This window comes from Curtobacterium sp. AB7, from assembly GCF_044909335.1.
Taxonomy (GTDB): domain Bacteria; phylum Actinomycetota; class Actinomycetes; order Actinomycetales; family Microbacteriaceae; genus Curtobacterium.
In genome coordinates, this window is the sequence record NZ_JBIYED010000015.1 from 1 (window position 1) to 13,747 (window position 13,747).

Below are 13,747 nucleotides of genomic sequence, written 5' to 3' on the forward strand. Positions count from 1 at the left end.
ATCCGCTGCCCGGGGAAGAACCGTGGCGGACAAGATCCCCGGGTAAACCCAGTGACCGTCTCAGCCGTTCCGTTCTCCGCCGCCGTGGCAACGAGAGGTAACACTACACAGGCTCCGGGGGCCTCGCCAACCGTGGTTCCTCCCGGGCGTGTCGGCTCGGGAGCCCCCGTCGGCGGCGGGGCTACTCCGCTGCAGCGAGCTGCCCGCAGGCCCCGTCGATCTCCTTGCCGCGGGTGTCGCGCAGGGTCGTCGGGATGCCCGCGGCGTTGAGCCGGCGGACGAACTCGTCCTGCACGTGCACCTCGGACGAGGTCCACACGGAGCCCGGCGTCGGGTTGAGCGGGATCGGGTTGACGTGCACCCAGCCCTTGCCGCGCTTGTTGAGCTTCTCGGCGAGCAGGTCCGCACGCCAGGCGTGGTCGTTCATGTCCTTGATGAGCGCGTACTCGATCGAGACACGGCGCCCGGTCTTGACGTAGTAGTTGTGTGCAGCGTCGATCGCCTCGTCGGCCTTCCAGCGCGAGTTCACCGGGATGAGCTCGTCGCGGAGTTCGTCGTCGGGAGCGTGCAGCGACAGCGCGAAGGTCACCGGGATGTTCTCGTCCGCCAGCTTGAGGATCGCGGGAACCAGTCCGACGGTCGAGATCGTGATGCCGCGGGCGCTCATGCCGAGGCCGTTCGGCTGCGGCGCGACCATGAGTCGGACGGCGTCCATCACCCGCTTGTAGTTGGCGAGCGGCTCCCCCATGCCCATGAACACGATGTTCGTCACGCGCTCGGCGTCGACGCGGTCCTTGCCGCCCTTGCGGGGATCGCCCCCGAGCTCCCCCGCGGCGATGGCCGCGTTGGCCCGCACGATCTGCTCGATGATCTCGGCGGTCGACATGTTGCGGGTCAGCCCTGCCTGGCCGGTGGCGCAGAACGGGCAGTTCATGCCGCAGCCGGCCTGCGACGAGACGCAGAGCGTGATGCGGCCCGGGTACCGCATGAGCACCGACTCGACCAGGGCGCCGTCGTGCAGCTTCCACAGGAACTTGATCGTGTCGCCGTTGTCCGTCGCCAGGCGCCGGGTCTCGGTCAGCAGGGGCGGCAGCATCCCGGCGACGAGCTGCTCGCGCTGGGCTGCCGGCAGGTCGGTCATCTTGTCCGGGTCGGACGTGTAGTGCGTGAAGTAGTGGGTCGCGAGCTGCTTCGCGCGGAAGCCCGGCAGCCCGAGTTCCTTGACGCGTGCCTCGCGCTCCTCGGCCGTCAGGTCGGCGAGGTGGACGGGCGGCTTGCCGCGCTTCTGCGACGCGAACTGCAGCAGCGGACGGCCGTCGGTGTCGGTCGCCTGCTTCCAGCCCTCGGTGCGCGGGCGCACCTGCGGACGAGCAGACTGCTGCTGTTCGAACGGGGTACGGGTGTCGGAAGCCATCAGGCCAGGATACGGGAGGCCCGTGACACGTCGGTGCCGGACCCTCCGGTGGCCGGGATGGTCACCGTCGACGGCCCCGCCTGCGTCGGATCAGCTGCCGGCGGGCAGCAGGCGCGCGAAGTGGTGCGCGGCCGAGTACATCGGCACGATGTCGACGACCTCGCCCGGGTGCGGTGCCTGCAGCACGAGTCCCTGGCCGAGGTACAGCCCGACGTGGTCCTCGTCGTCGTACACGACCAGGTCACCGGGCAGCGCCTCGGACTCGGGGATCGTCGTCGCCGCGGCGTCCTGCGTCGGGACGTAGTGCACGAGCGGGATGCCGACGGCCGCGTACGCGACCATCGTCAGGCCGGAGCAGTCGATGCCCTCGTGGCTCGCGCCGCCCTCGACGTACGGGTCCCCCATGTACTGCAGAGCGGTCTCGACGATGGTGGCGCGGTCGCCGCCGGCGGACAGCGCCGCCGACAGGGCCGACTGCGCCTGGGCCGTGGTCACCCCGAAGCGCAGGTCGAGCGTCGGGTACGAGACGACCGTGGTCGTGGTCGTCATGCCGTCGGTGGTGACGACGGGGACCTTGACGTCGTGCGCCACGGTGAAGGTCTGCGCGGCCTGCGAGGTCGTCGTGCCCTGCTGCGTCTCGGCCGGGGTCGCCGCGTTCGCCGGCACGGCCAGCGTCAGGCTCGAGGTCACCGCGATCGCCGGAGCGAGCAGGATCGCGGCACGCTTGGCGTTCGCGGTGCGGCGGATGTGCCGCGGGTCGACGGCCCGCTCGGCACGCAGGACGGCCTTCCGACTCAGCACGGCCGCACCGGCGCTCGAAGCGACTGGTCGCGGACGCGGCTGCATCCGGACGGTGCGGGTCGGCTTCGGGTGCTCCACGAACGTGGCCCGGGCAGCAGCGGGACCGAGGGCCGAGCGACGACCACGCGGGCGGGACAGCTGCGGTTGCGGCGACGCCGGAGCGGGTTCCACCGCGGGGAGCGGGGTCGCTCGCGAGGGCTCTCGGTCATCGGCTGCTGCAGGCAGGGCGTGGCGTCCCATGGGTCCTTCCGGGTCGGGACCGCTGGTCGATCCGGAAAGTAACGTATTGGTCACGGGGCGGACCGAGGCTGGGCAGTCCCGGAGTGTTCCTGCGGCTCGTCACAGGAACGGACGATCCTCGCAGGTCGCTCAGATGCGGCGGATCAGCGGTCAGGGGCCCGAGGACCCGGCCTCAGACGGGCGCGACCCGCATGACGGCGGCGATCCGGGCCTCCCGGTCGGACGACAGGCGGTCGAGGCGAGCCGCCAGCGCCACGACGGACGCGTCGACCGGGGCGTCCCCCGAGACGTCCCCCGACACCGGGACGCCGGCGCGGACCGCGAGCGGCAGCACGCCGGCCCAGACCGTGTGGTCCTCGCCGTCGTCCGCGGCCTCGCCGTTGCCCTGGAACCGGACCTTCACGCTCGCGCGGTCGAGGGGCAGCTGCAGGACCTGGGTGGCGCGGACCTCCTTCGGGGTCATCTCGCGGACCTCGTCGCGGCGGCCGGGCATCAGGTGGTCGGAGACCTGCCAGAGCGCCTCGGTGCGGAGCTCGGGCGGCACGACCGTCGCGGCGCCCGCGATCATCGCGCTGCGGTAGTTCGCGGAGCTGTCGAAGGTCGAACGGGCGAACACGAGGCCGTCCAGGTGCGTCACCGTCGCTGCGACCTGGACGCCGGTGGCACCTGCTTCGAGGAAGAGGCCGCCGCCGGTCGAGCCGTGCAGCAGCAGGACCGGGCCGTCGCCGAGGTCGCCGACGCCGCACAGGAAGGGCAGGACGATCGGGTGGCCGCCGCGGATGAACCCGACGTGGGCGAGGTGTGCCTCGTCGAGGATCGCCCGCAGGACGGCGGGGTCGTCGGACTGGCGCTCGCGGATGCGTCGGACGCGCAGGTCGGGGCCGTCGGCGGGGTTCGGGGTGCTCATGCGGGCCACGCTAGGTTCGGTAGTGGTCCAGTGCATGGACCAGATCGAGGTGATCGTGGTGGACCAGTCCGGCAAGACCGCTGGGGTCGTCGCGCGCATCCGCCGGATGGTCCACGACGGCACGCTGCGCGAGGGCGATCCGCTGCCCTCGACCCGGGCGTTGGCCGCCGAGCTCGGCGTCGCACGCGGCACGGTCGTCGCCGCCTACGAGCAGCTCGACGGCGAGGGCTGGATCCGGACGCGGCACGGTGCGGTGGCGCGGGTGGTCGCCGCGGCCGGCGCCGCGGGTGGAGCAACCGGCCCGGGTGCGACGGCGGCGTCAGCGTCAGCCACCGCAGCCCGGCTCATCGACTGCCGCCCCGGCGTCCCCGCCGTCACCGCGATCGCGCAGCGGGACTGGCGTGCGGCGTGGCGGGCGGCGGCCGACGCCCCACTGCGGAACGCGGTCGCGGACCCCCTCGGCACGGTGGAGCTCCGAGCGCAGGTGGTCGCACAGCTCGGCCTGAGCCGCGGGTTCGCCTCGTCGGTCGACCGGGTGCTGCTGACCGCAGGGACCTCCGAGGCGTTGTCGCTCGTCACCGAGGCGCTCCGCGTGCACCTCGGTCGCGCACCCGTGTTCGCGGTCGAGGACCCGGGGTACCGGACCGGTCAGCGTGCGGTGCTCAGCGCGGGCGGGACCGTGGTCGGCATCCCGCTCGACGACGACGGGATGGACCTCGACGCCCTGACCGCCGCACCGCCGGTCGACGTCGTGCTCGTCACGCCGACGCACCAGTACCCGCTCGGCTCGGTGGTGCCGGTGGCACGACGGCAGCGGTTGCTCGCCTGGGCTGCGGCGACGGGCACGCTCGTGGTCGAGGACGACTACGACTCGGAGTTCCGGCACCGCGGCAGCCCGGTGCCCGCCCTCGCGGCGCTCGACGCCGAGGGGGTGGTGCTGCACGTCGGCGGGTTCTCGAAGACGCTCGACCCGCGGCTGCGCTGCTCCTACGTCGTGCTGCCCGGGGCGGCAGGCGGGCCGGTCGGGGCCGGGTCCGGGGCCGGGTCCGGGTCCGTGTCCGGGGCCGGGGCCGGGGTCGCCGACGCGGTGCTCGCTGCCCGCCGAGCCCGCGGCGCGGTCGTCGCCGAGCCCGTGCAGGTCGCACTCGCCCACCTGCTCCGGACCGGTGCGCTCCGCCGGCACCTCGGCCGGGTCCGGCGGGACTACACGCACCGTCGCGCCCGGATCGCGGCCCGGCTCGACGGCGTCGCCGGACTGGAGGCCCGTGCCCTGACCGGCGGACTGCACGCCGTGGTCGTCTGGTCGGGTCCGGCGACCGGGCAGGAGGTCGCCGCGCGGATGGCCGGTGCCGGCGTGCTCGTCTCGACGCTCGAGGAGTACGGGCTGGCTCCGGGTAGCACGCCGGCCGGGGTCGTGCTGGGGTACGGGGCGGTGACGGCGCCGGAGCTGGACCGGGCGCTGGACGCGGTGATCGGGGCGGTCGAGCGGGCCTAGGCGGTTCGGTGCTCCCGGGGGCCCGGGTGCGCTCGGGCCGCCGGACGAGTCGCGATCAGCCGCCGGACTGCGCGGTCGCGACCACGTTCGATCCGGCCTGCTGGCACGCGGTGTTCAGGGTGCGCCCGACGAGCTCCCACTCGGGGCTGCCCTCGAGCGCCGGCCCCGACGTGGGTGCCGGGTGGGCGTCGAGGTACTCGTGCGCGTAGTCGATGGCGTTGTCGAGCCGGTCGTCGCTGCTCGACAGGTGCTCGTACCCGAAGCGCTCTGCCGCGATCAGCGCCTCGTACTGCGCCTCGGTCAGGGCACCGCGGGAACGACCGTCCGAGGCGTTCAGGGCGATCGTCGACAGCGCGCTGATCTGCCCGCAGACAGCCGCAGCGCTCAGGTCCTCCTCCACCGGGTCCACCGTGGGGGACGCCGCCGGCGCGCCCACCGCTGCGTCCGCCGACCGGGCGCTCGACGAGGTCGGCGTCGGTGTCGACGAGGCGTCGGCGGAGCAACCGGACAGGGCGAGGGACGCGAGCAGCGCACCGACGACGACGGGCAGGGCGAGTCGGAGGGAAGCCATACCCGCCATCGTGGCAGCGCCGTGGTCACGCACGGGGCGTCGTGTCGCGATCGAGACCTCGTCGATACCGGATCGTGAGCAGGCGGGGCGAGCCGGTGGTCAGTGCTGCTGCAGGTGTGCGCGCACCCGTGCTTGCACGGCGGCGGCGTCGCGGTGGTCCCAGAGCGCGAAGTGCGTGCCACCCGGCAGCGTGACGAGCTCCGCGCCGGGGATCGCTGCGGCCGCACGGGCGCTGTCGTCGTGCACGACCTCGGCGTCGGCGTCCCCGTGCACCAGGAGCGTCGGGGTCCGGACGGCGCCGAGGTCGAGCGACTCGACGGCCGCGAGCTGGCGCACGTCGTTGTCCCAGCCGACGCGTCGGGGCCCGGAAGAGTTGCCCGTCCGGGCGAGGCCGAGCAGGAACGCCCGCCGCTCCGGGTCGGCCATGACGCCGGCGACGTGTTCCTGCAGGGCTCCGCCACGCAGGGTGCTCACGCCGGCCACCGCAGCGCGTGCCGCGGCAGCCGGGGCGATGCGTGCTGCGACGGCTGCCAGACCCGCACCGAACGGGGTGCCGCTCACGAGCCGTTCGGCGGGTCCGGCCGGCCCGGGGACCCAGCGACTCGACACCCCGGAGGCGACGGCGAGCGCCCCGACCCGGTCCGGGTGTCGGACCGCCAGGCGGTACGCGGCCGGGGCTCCACCCGACCACGCCAGCACACCGACGCGGTCGATGCCGAGTCCGTCGAGGACACCGGCGAGCTGGTCGGCCTCGTCGTCGATGGTGGGGCGCTCGGCGTCGAGCCGGGTGCCGAGGTAGCCGGGCCGCGACACCGTGACCACCCGGAAGTCCTCGGACGGCAGGAAGCCGGCCATCAGCTCGGCGACGTCGATCCCGCCGGGACTGCCGTGCAGGACGAGCACGGGGACGCCGGTGTCGGAGCCTCGGGTCCCGACCTCGACGCCACGGGTGACCGCTCGGGTCGAAGGGGGCATTGCCCGACGATACTGCGCGCGACCGTGCGGTGTCGGCGGAGGGGTCAGCGGGCCTCGGGGCGCGCGGAGCCGCGGGTGCTCACGAGGTCGGCGAGGGACGGTTCGGCCTCGTCGGTGGGCACGGCCCAACCACGTCGGGCGGCCTTGCGGACGAGACGGTAGGTGGTGACCTGGACGGGCTCCACCCCGTCGGCGGATTCGTAGTTCGTCATCGTGGTTTTCTCCCTGAATCGCGAGTGGTTCGCTGCAGCCGAAAGTACCCGGACGCCGTACCCCCGGACGGGGGCCTGCGTTCCATGGCCAAAGGCCGGAGAGCGCGCCACCAGGACCCTCGCGCCAGCGGGATTGTTCGCATACAATGCAAACATGTTGATCACCGTCGACCCGACCGCGCGGGCCACCCTCGCCGAACAGGTCGCGTCGCAGATCCGGCACGCGATCGCACGCGGAGACCTCGCGAGCGGGGAACGCCTGCCGTCGGCGCGCGACCTCGCCGCCGCGGTCGACGTCAACATGCACACGGTGCTGCGCGCCTACGCACAGCTGCAGGACGACGGACTGATCGAACTGCGGCGGGGTCGCGGAGCAACGGTCTTGCGATCGGGCAACGCGTCGTTCGACCGGCTGCGCACGCTCGTGGACGAGTTGCGCGACCAGGCCGACACGCTCGGGGTCCCGCTCGACGACCTGTTCACGATGATCAAGGGGGCACGATGACGAACCGACCGATGCACGCGAGGACCCGCCTGGCTGTGGTGGCACCCGGGATGGGGGTGTTGCTGGCCCTGGTGGTCGCGGCCCTCGTCGCCGCACCGAGCCTGCCGGACCGCATGGCCGTCCACTTCGGGGCCGACGGCACCGCGGACGGCTGGAGTTCGCCCTGGCCGGTGTTCTGGCTCACGCTCGCGGTGACCGCCGGCGCCGTGGCCCTGGCGTTCGCGGCGCTGCGGATGCCCGACCGCCGGACCGGCGCCACCCTGGTGCTCGTCGCCAACCTGTTCGCCGGCAGCCTGGGCACCGCCTGGATCGTGCTCGCCGCGACGAACACCGTCGGCGACGGGACGCTGTCCGGCTGGTGGGCCGTGCCGTTCCTGGCCGTCAGCGCGGTCATCGCCACGGTCCCGGTCGTCGCGCTCGTCCGGACGGCTCGCCCGGTGCCGGCGCACGACGTCGAACCGCTGCGCATCGGGTCGGACACGCGGGTCGCGTGGCGTGCGCGCATCGGTAGCCGGTGGTTCGCGGCGCTCGGGGCCGTCGTCGTAGGACTCGGCATCGGCACGGGGCTCGCGACGGCCCCGGCGAGCCTCGGCACGGCCGTCGCGTCCGGAGCGGTGTTGGTCGTCGCTGGGCTCGCCGTGCTGGTGCTCGCCCGGGTGGAGCTCACCGTGGACCGTCGCGGGATGCGCCTGACCTCGACCTGGACCCGCATCCCGCTCATGCGCGTCCCGCTCGAGCGGATCGAGTCCTGCGGGTGGGAGGACGTCTCGCCCGGACAGTGGGGCGGCTGGGGCTACCGGTTCTCCGGCCGTGGGGTCGCCTACGTGGTGCGGTCCGGGCCGGGCCTCGTGGCACGGCTCCGCGGCGGGCAGGCGCGGATGGTGACGGTGCCGGACGCTGCGGGCGGGGCCGCGGCCCTGGGCGCACTGCTCGCCCACCGCACGCCGGCCTGACGGGGCTGCGCCGGGCCTCCCGGTCGGGGTGGTGACGCCACGAGTCTCGGGTGAGGCGACAGTCCTCGCGCTGCGGAGCCCGAGAGGTGCCGCTCAGCCCGAGACTCGTGGGCGAGCGCGCGCTGCAGGCGGTCAGAGGCTCGTCATGCCGCCGTCGACGCGGAACTCGGCGCCCGTCGCGTAGGACGACTCCGCGCTGGCCAGGTAGACCATGATGCCGGTGACGTCGTCGGGGGTCCCGGGGCGGCCGAGGGGCGTGCGGGAGACGATCGCGGCCCGCGCCGAGGGGTCGCCCGAGATCGCCTGGACGAGGCCGGTCTCGGTGTAGCCCGGCACGACGGTGTTCACCCGGATGCCGTCCCGCGCGTAGGCCATCGCGGTCGCGCGGACGAGCGCGTGGATGCCGCCCTTGGTCGACGAGTAGGCCGCGAAGTCCGCCCCCTCGCCGTTCAGCCCGGTGGGTGATCCCGTCGCGATGATCGACCCGCCGCCGCCGGCCGCGAGCATCGCCCGGACGGCGTGCTTCACGGTGAGGAACGTGCCCGTCAGGTTCACCGCGACCGTGCGGTTCCAGGTGTCGAGCGACACGTCGGCGACCGCGGCGTCGTGGCCGAACAACTGCACGCCGGCGTTCGCGACGACCACGTCGGGCGTCAGGTCGCGCTCCGCGAGGGCGGCGAACCCGGCTGCGACGCTGGCCTCGTCGGCGATGTCCATGGTGAGTGGCAACGCGAGCGCCCCGGCCGCCGCTGCTGCGGCGCCCGCCGCCGTCGCGTCCCGGTCGGCGTAGACCACGCGCGCGCCCTCGGCGACGAACCGGTCCGCGATCGCACGGCCGATGCCGGAGCCCGCCCCCGTGACGAGTGCGGTCGTGTGGTCGAGTCGTGCGGTCATGCGGGAGCTCCGTCCTGGGAGCGTCGTCGCTCCACGGACCCATCATTGCCCAACCGGTTGACCGGTGGTAGTCATGAGCCATGACTGCGGTGTCGATCGGCGCATGGCGGTTCACGCTGCGCGGTGCCGAGCTCGCCGACCTCGCGTACGACGGCGGACCGGTGCTGCGGGCGATCCGGTTCGTGACGCGTGACCACGACTGGCGCACCGCCGACGACACCGTGCTCACCCGGACGACCGACGCCGACACCGACCGCACGAGCGGGCGGGTCGGCATCGAGGCAAGCGCCCGTTACGACGGCACCGAGGTGCTCCGGTACACCGTCGAGGTCACGGTCGACGGTCCCACCCTGCACGTCGACGCGGTCGGCACCACGACGACGCCGTTCCGCCGCAACCGCATCGGCTTGGTCGTGCTCCATCCGCCGGCGCTGGCCGGCGTGCCCGTCACCGCGCGGCACCCGTCCGGCACCGTCACCCAGGCCGCGTTCCCGACCTGGATCGCGCCGCACCAGCCGGCCGCCGACCTGTCGGGGCTGGACTGGTCGACGGGTCGGGTCGCGCTGACGCTCGACCTGGCCGGCGACGTGTTCGAGACGGAGGACCAACGGAACTGGACCGACGCCTCGTTCAAGACCTACTCGACGCCGTTGTCCGAGCCGTTCCCCGTCGCGCTCGACGCCGGCTCCGTGGTCCACCAGTCGCTCACGTTGCGCGCGACGCCGAACGGTCGACCGGGAGGCACGGCCTCCCCCGCCCCGGACCTCGCGTTCCTGGACGGGCCGGCTCCCACCGCCGCGGTCGCCCCGCCGCCGACGCTCCAGCTGCTCGCCGCCTCGGCCCCGGCGGCTGCGCGCCCGGCCGACGTGCGCCCGTCCGCGGTGCCGCTCGACGTGCCGGTCTTGGTGGAGCCCGTGCTCGGCGATCCGAACGTCGAGGCCGTCCTGGCGTCCGCTCGACGCGATGCGGGTGGCGGGCCGCTCGACGTCCGGTTCGTCACCGATGACCCGGTCCGGCTGCGCGCCGCGATCGACGACGTGCTCGACTCGGGCACGGTCGTGCGGATCGGCGCGTTCGACCCGACCACACACGTGACGACCCCGGCGCTGCAGCAGGCCCTCCTCGATGCTGCGGCTGCAGCCGGCGACCTCGAGGTCGTCGCGGGCACGCGCGCGCACTTCACGGAGCTGAACCGGACCGTCGACCTGTTCCGCGACTGGGACGGCCCCCTGACCTTCAGCGTGACGCCGCAGATGCACGACCGGTCGCACGAACAGGTGACCGAGTCGATCCGGATGCAGCGCTGGGTGGTGATGAGCGCCTCCAGGCTGGCCGCCGGCAGGGCGCTCCACGTCGGACCGGTGACGCTGCGGCCACGGTTCAACGCGGTGGCGACGTCCGCGCGCCCGCTGGTGACCGATGCGTCGATCGACGCCGGGTACGGGCCGCAGTTCGTGCCGGACGCGACGGATCCTGAGCAGCACTCGGCGGCGGCCGCAGCCTGGTTCGCGGCGTCGGTGGAGGCGCTGACGGTGCCGGGGGTCGCCTCCATCACCCTCGCCGAGGCTTGGGGACCGCGCGGCGGGCGGTGAGTGCGCGGCGGGCGGTGAGTGCGCGGCGGGCGGTGAGTGCCGCGAAAGCGACAGATTCCCGCCGATGGTCGGAGGAAATCTGTCGCTTCGGCGGATCAGACGATCGTCAGCGACGGACGGCGTCGATCTTGAGCATCTTGGCGATGACGCTGTCGAGCTCGCTGTCGTCGAAGACCTGCTTCCAGTCCTCCTTGATGAGCTTCTCGCGGCCGTAGCCCATCGCGATGTGGCACGCGTCCGAGAACGGGTTCGAGCCGCGCAGGCCGTTGGTCAGCGCGATCCAGGTGTGGCCGTAGAGCATGGCGCGGGCGGCCTCGCGGGGCACGCCGACGCCGGTGACGGTCTCCTCGAGGGCGTCGTTGAGGAAGTCGCCGATCATGCAGGCGATGGTCTCGACCAGGGTCGGCTCGAGCACGGCGAGCTGCTTCACCGTGACCCAGTGCACCTGGATGACGGGCGCGTACATGGTGGTGATGACGGCCTCGGCGATCGCCTTGGCGCGCTCGTCCTGGTCGCCGAGGGACTCGGACGCGTCGAAGGCCGCGATGACCTCCTGCGGGGCGGCGATGCCCCCGAAGGTGTCGTCCCACTCGGCCTTGGTGGTGCGCTCGAGGAACACCGACGGGTGGCACGGGTGCGCGACGGCGTAGTGGATGTCCTCGCGCTTGGCCAGCAGGCCGGCGTAGGCGGCGGCCGGGTCGAGCGTCAGGATGCTGGCACCCGACTTCATGACCGGGACGAGCTGCTCCGAGATGGTGCCGAGCAGGACGTCCGGCACGGCGAGGATGACCACGTCGGCGACCTTGGCGGCCTCGACGCCGTCGGTGAGTGACCGGCCGAGCGCCTGGATGCGCTCCTGCCCGGCGGGCGAGGCCTCGCTGTAGAGCGTCGTGTACTCGCTCTTCGCGAAGTTGTTCGAGACGCGGGTGCCCATCTTGCCGCCGGCACCGATCACGGCGACGGTGACGTCGGCCGTACCGGATCCGGCAGCGACGGTGTGGGGGGTGGTGACGGTGTCGGTCATGATTCCTTGCTCCTGATGTGCTCGATGGTGTGTTCGGTCCACGCCGCCTCGATGCGGGTGGTGGTCTGTGCGGGCGTCTCGCCCGGTCGTGGGTCGGCACCCGCGTGCTCGTCCTGCCAGGGCAGCCAGAACTCGATGACGCGGTTGATCCCCCGGGCGTCGGGGTCGATCGCGGCGCGGACGGCGTCGTGGTCGATGACCCCGGAGCCCATCGGGACGCCGGTGTACTGGAACCCGACCCACCCCGGCGACCGGGTGAACCCGGAGTCCTTGACGTGCCAGTTGACGACGTGCGGGGCGGTCATCGCGACGACGTCGGCGGGGTGTTCGAGCCGTGCGACGGTGTTCGCCGGGTCCAGGCAGATGCCGAGGTGGTCGGAACCGATCGCCTGCACGACCGCGACGAGGTCGGCGGTGGCGACGACCTCGTAGGTTTCGAGGGCGAGCGTCACCCCCGCCGCTTCGTAGGCGGGGAGCGCCTGGCGCAGACGGCGTTCGGTCTCGGCGGCGTCCGGCTGGTCGTCGCCGCTCGTCCACATCGACCGGACGAGCGTCGCGCCGAGCACCTGCGCGATGTGCAGGTACCGGGCGAGGTGCGCCGGGTCGGTGCCGCGGGTGCCGACCTCGAGTGTGAGCCCGAGGTCGTCGGCCAGCGTCCGGATCGCGGCCAGCCGGTCGTCCGACGCGGTGTCGAGCGGCTGGTGGTCGCAGATCTGGAACAGGTCGACGCCGTCGTGGTTGGCGGCGTCGCGCAGGGCGTCGTCGAGGGACAGCGGCGCCGGCACACGGTCGGACATGCGCCAGGAGTAGGCGTAGGTGGAGAGGCCGAGCAGGGACGTCACGCCGGTGCTCCGTCCTGCGTCGCGGCCAGCGCCTCGGCTTCGTCGAGGATGGTGCGGATCGCCTCGGGGTCGTGGGCGAAGCGGCCGAGGAACAGGCCACCGATACGGCCCTGTCCCCGGGTGAGCAGGCCCGGCCCGGCGCTGCCGCCGTAGATGACGACCGACCCGGCGAGCTCCGACCGGTTCGCCAGGTGCTGCTCGATGCCCGCGAGCACCGCGACGATGTGCTCGTCGGGAGCGGGCTGCGGTGCGCCGATGGCCCAGACCGGCTCGTAGGCGGCGATGACCGGCCCGGCGAGCCCGTCGGCGACGGCCGTCGCGACGAAGCGGTCGAGCTGCGCGGTGACCTCGGCGACGGCAGCGGACGGGTCGCCGTCGGCCGCCCGGTCGGTCTCACCGATGCAGATGAGGGGACGCAGGCCGTTGCGGAAGGCGGCGTGCACCTTGCCGGCGATGTCCTGGTCGGACTCGTGGAACAGGGAGCGACGCTCGGCGTGCGCGATCTCGACCAGATCGACCCCGACCTCGCGGAGTTCGCGGCCGGACACCTCGCCCGTGAAGGCACCCTCGTCGGCCCATGCCAGGTCCTGCGCGCCGAGGAGCACCGGGGTGCGCTCGAGCACGGCGTGCACCGGTACGAGCGACGGGAACGTCGGGATGACGAAGAGTTCGACGGCGCCGGACTGCACCGCAGGGTGGGTCCGGGCGATGTCGGCCACGGCGGCCGCCCACTCGAGCGTCCGGGCGTGCCCGAAGTACATCTTGAGCGACACCCCGATCGTGATCGAGGCCGCCGCCGTGGTCGCCGGCATCAGGCGTCGGTCCCGACCGGGGCCGAGCCGTCGTACTCGCAGATGGCCTGGACCTTCGACGCGCTGGCGCTGGAGCGGTCGAACTCGTAGCCCAACCACTCCTTCGCCATCCGGCGGGCGACCTCGACGCCGACGACGCGCTGGCCCATGCAGAGGACCTGGGCGTCGTTCGACAGGACCGAACGCTCGACACTGAACGAGTCGTGCGCCGTGACGGCCCGGATGCCGGGGACCTTGTTCGCCGCGATCGCGACACCGAGTCCGGTGCCGCAGATCAGGATCGCGCGGTCCGCCTCACCCGACGCGACGAGTCGCGCTGCGTCGACGGCAACGTGCGGGTACGCGGTGTGCCCGTCCGCGTCGACGCCGACATCGACGACCGACGCCACCCGCGGGTCGGCCTGCAGGTCCTGCTTGATGATCTCCTTGTAGTCGAACCCGGCATCGTCCGAGCCGACGACGATGCGGAACTGCTGGTCACTCATGCGGGTGCCTTTCGTGGTGGTGTGG

The 13,747-nt window shown here is 73.2% G+C and carries 15 protein-coding genes; 4 read left to right on the top strand and 11 right to left on the bottom strand.

Annotated elements, in window-relative coordinates; all coding sequences use genetic code 11:
- Positions 1-181 precede the first annotated feature (181 nt).
- From rlmN to ABH929_RS18185, 3 genes are all read right to left on the bottom strand, one after another.
- Entirely contained in the window at positions 182-1,414 is a 1,233-nt protein-coding gene (gene rlmN / locus ABH929_RS18175) for a 23S rRNA (adenine(2503)-C(2))-methyltransferase RlmN (protein WP_404562245.1), read from the bottom strand.
- 90 nt (positions 1,415-1,504) lie between these two features.
- Complete coding sequence (locus tag ABH929_RS18180; protein WP_404562247.1) at positions 1,505-2,215, bottom strand: C40 family peptidase; 711 nt, start codon at positions 2,213-2,215, stop codon at positions 1,505-1,507.
- A gap of 412 nt (positions 2,216-2,627) precedes the next feature.
- On the bottom strand, positions 2,628-3,362 hold the full coding sequence (locus ABH929_RS18185; protein WP_404562249.1) for a pyridoxamine 5'-phosphate oxidase family protein: 735 nt from the start codon (positions 3,360-3,362) through the stop codon (positions 2,628-2,630).
- A gap of 34 nt (positions 3,363-3,396) precedes the next feature.
- Between ABH929_RS18185 and ABH929_RS18190 the strand changes: the two genes are divergently transcribed.
- Positions 3,397-4,857, top strand: coding sequence for a PLP-dependent aminotransferase family protein (locus ABH929_RS18190; protein WP_404562250.1), 1,461 nt, complete (start codon positions 3,397-3,399; stop codon positions 4,855-4,857).
- Positions 4,858-4,912: 55 nt separating this feature from the next.
- Here the strand turns inward: ABH929_RS18190 and ABH929_RS18195 are convergent, their stop codons facing one another.
- From ABH929_RS18195 to ABH929_RS18205, 3 genes are all read right to left on the bottom strand, one after another.
- Positions 4,913-5,428 carry a hypothetical protein gene (locus ABH929_RS18195; protein WP_404562252.1) on the bottom strand — a complete coding sequence of 172 codons (516 nt, stop codon included), beginning with the start codon at positions 5,426-5,428 and terminating at the stop codon, positions 4,913-4,915.
- A gap of 99 nt (positions 5,429-5,527) precedes the next feature.
- Positions 5,528-6,403, bottom strand: coding sequence for an alpha/beta fold hydrolase (locus ABH929_RS18200; RefSeq protein WP_404562253.1), 876 nt, complete (start codon positions 6,401-6,403; stop codon positions 5,528-5,530).
- Positions 6,404-6,447: 44 nt separating this feature from the next.
- Positions 6,448-6,615: a hypothetical protein gene (locus tag ABH929_RS18205; protein WP_159572230.1), complete on the bottom strand. Its 168-nt coding sequence runs from the start codon at positions 6,613-6,615 to the stop codon at positions 6,448-6,450.
- Positions 6,616-6,769: 154 nt separating this feature from the next.
- Here ABH929_RS18205 and ABH929_RS18210 point away from each other — a divergent pair, with 154 nt between their 5' ends.
- Together ABH929_RS18210 and ABH929_RS18215 are read left to right on the top strand one after the other, a co-directional pair.
- Entirely contained in the window at positions 6,770-7,120 is a 351-nt protein-coding gene (locus tag ABH929_RS18210) for a GntR family transcriptional regulator (RefSeq protein WP_404562255.1), read from the top strand.
- Positions 7,117-8,073, top strand: a complete 957-nt coding sequence (locus tag ABH929_RS18215; protein ID WP_404562257.1) for a DUF1648 domain-containing protein — start codon at positions 7,117-7,119, stop codon at positions 8,071-8,073. The genes ABH929_RS18210 and ABH929_RS18215 overlap by 4 nt, the downstream gene beginning before the upstream one ends.
- Before the next feature lie 132 nt (positions 8,074-8,205).
- On the opposite strand, the gene ABH929_RS18220 is transcribed toward ABH929_RS18215, so the two are convergent.
- A complete protein-coding gene (locus ABH929_RS18220; protein WP_404562258.1) occupies positions 8,206-8,967 on the bottom strand; it encodes an SDR family NAD(P)-dependent oxidoreductase in 762 nt (253 codons plus the stop codon).
- Positions 8,968-9,047: 80 nt separating this feature from the next.
- Here ABH929_RS18220 and ABH929_RS18225 point away from each other — a divergent pair, with 80 nt between their 5' ends.
- Positions 9,048-10,559 carry a hypothetical protein gene (locus ABH929_RS18225; RefSeq protein ID WP_404562259.1) on the top strand — a complete coding sequence of 504 codons (1,512 nt, stop codon included), beginning with the start codon at positions 9,048-9,050 and terminating at the stop codon, positions 10,557-10,559.
- Positions 10,560-10,665: 106 nt separating this feature from the next.
- On the opposite strand, the gene ABH929_RS18230 is transcribed toward ABH929_RS18225, so the two are convergent.
- From ABH929_RS18230 to ABH929_RS18245, 4 genes are read right to left on the bottom strand one after another with little or no spacing between them, the layout of a single operon-like run.
- Positions 10,666-11,583: a phosphogluconate dehydrogenase C-terminal domain-containing protein gene (locus tag ABH929_RS18230; protein ID WP_404562260.1), complete on the bottom strand. Its 918-nt coding sequence runs from the start codon at positions 11,581-11,583 to the stop codon at positions 10,666-10,668.
- The gene (locus ABH929_RS18235) at positions 11,580-12,425 is read right to left on the bottom strand and encodes a sugar phosphate isomerase/epimerase family protein (protein ID WP_404562262.1); all 846 of its coding nucleotides are present in this window, start codon (positions 12,423-12,425) and stop codon (positions 11,580-11,582) included. Before ABH929_RS18235 ends, ABH929_RS18230 begins: the two co-directional genes overlap by 4 nt.
- Positions 12,422-13,237: a triose-phosphate isomerase family protein gene (locus ABH929_RS18240; protein ID WP_404562263.1), complete on the bottom strand. Its 816-nt coding sequence runs from the start codon at positions 13,235-13,237 to the stop codon at positions 12,422-12,424. Before ABH929_RS18240 ends, ABH929_RS18235 begins: the two co-directional genes overlap by 4 nt.
- Positions 13,237-13,722 carry a ribose-5-phosphate isomerase gene (locus ABH929_RS18245; RefSeq protein WP_205462067.1) on the bottom strand — a complete coding sequence of 162 codons (486 nt, stop codon included), beginning with the start codon at positions 13,720-13,722 and terminating at the stop codon, positions 13,237-13,239. The genes ABH929_RS18240 and ABH929_RS18245 overlap by 1 nt, the downstream gene beginning before the upstream one ends.
- Between the last annotated feature and the right edge of the window lie 25 nt (positions 13,723-13,747).

Coding starts and splice junctions, on each gene's coding strand:
- ABH929_RS18195 (WP_404562252.1), bottom strand. CDS start 5,428: ATGGCTTCCCTCCGACTCGCCCTGCCCGTCGTCGTCGGTGCGCTGCTC.
- ABH929_RS18245 (WP_205462067.1), bottom strand. CDS start 13,722: ATGAGTGACCAGCAGTTCCGCATCGTCGTCGGCTCGGACGATGCCGGG.
- ABH929_RS18225 (WP_404562259.1), top strand. CDS start 9,048: ATGACTGCGGTGTCGATCGGCGCATGGCGGTTCACGCTGCGCGGTGCC.
- ABH929_RS18240 (WP_404562263.1), bottom strand. CDS start 13,237: ATGCCGGCGACCACGGCGGCGGCCTCGATCACGATCGGGGTGTCGCTC.
- ABH929_RS18185 (WP_404562249.1), bottom strand. CDS start 3,362: ATGAGCACCCCGAACCCCGCCGACGGCCCCGACCTGCGCGTCCGACGC.
- ABH929_RS18205 (WP_159572230.1), bottom strand. CDS start 6,615: ATGACGAACTACGAATCCGCCGACGGGGTGGAGCCCGTCCAGGTCACC.
- rlmN (WP_404562245.1), bottom strand. CDS start 1,414: ATGGCTTCCGACACCCGTACCCCGTTCGAACAGCAGCAGTCTGCTCGT.
- ABH929_RS18230 (WP_404562260.1), bottom strand. CDS start 11,583: ATGACCGACACCGTCACCACCCCCCACACCGTCGCTGCCGGATCCGGT.
- ABH929_RS18215 (WP_404562257.1), top strand. CDS start 7,117: ATGACGAACCGACCGATGCACGCGAGGACCCGCCTGGCTGTGGTGGCA.
- ABH929_RS18210 (WP_404562255.1), top strand. CDS start 6,770: ATGTTGATCACCGTCGACCCGACCGCGCGGGCCACCCTCGCCGAACAG.
- ABH929_RS18200 (WP_404562253.1), bottom strand. CDS start 6,403: ATGCCCCCTTCGACCCGAGCGGTCACCCGTGGCGTCGAGGTCGGGACC.
- ABH929_RS18190 (WP_404562250.1), top strand. CDS start 3,397: ATGGACCAGATCGAGGTGATCGTGGTGGACCAGTCCGGCAAGACCGCT.
- ABH929_RS18220 (WP_404562258.1), bottom strand. CDS start 8,967: ATGACCGCACGACTCGACCACACGACCGCACTCGTCACGGGGGCGGGC.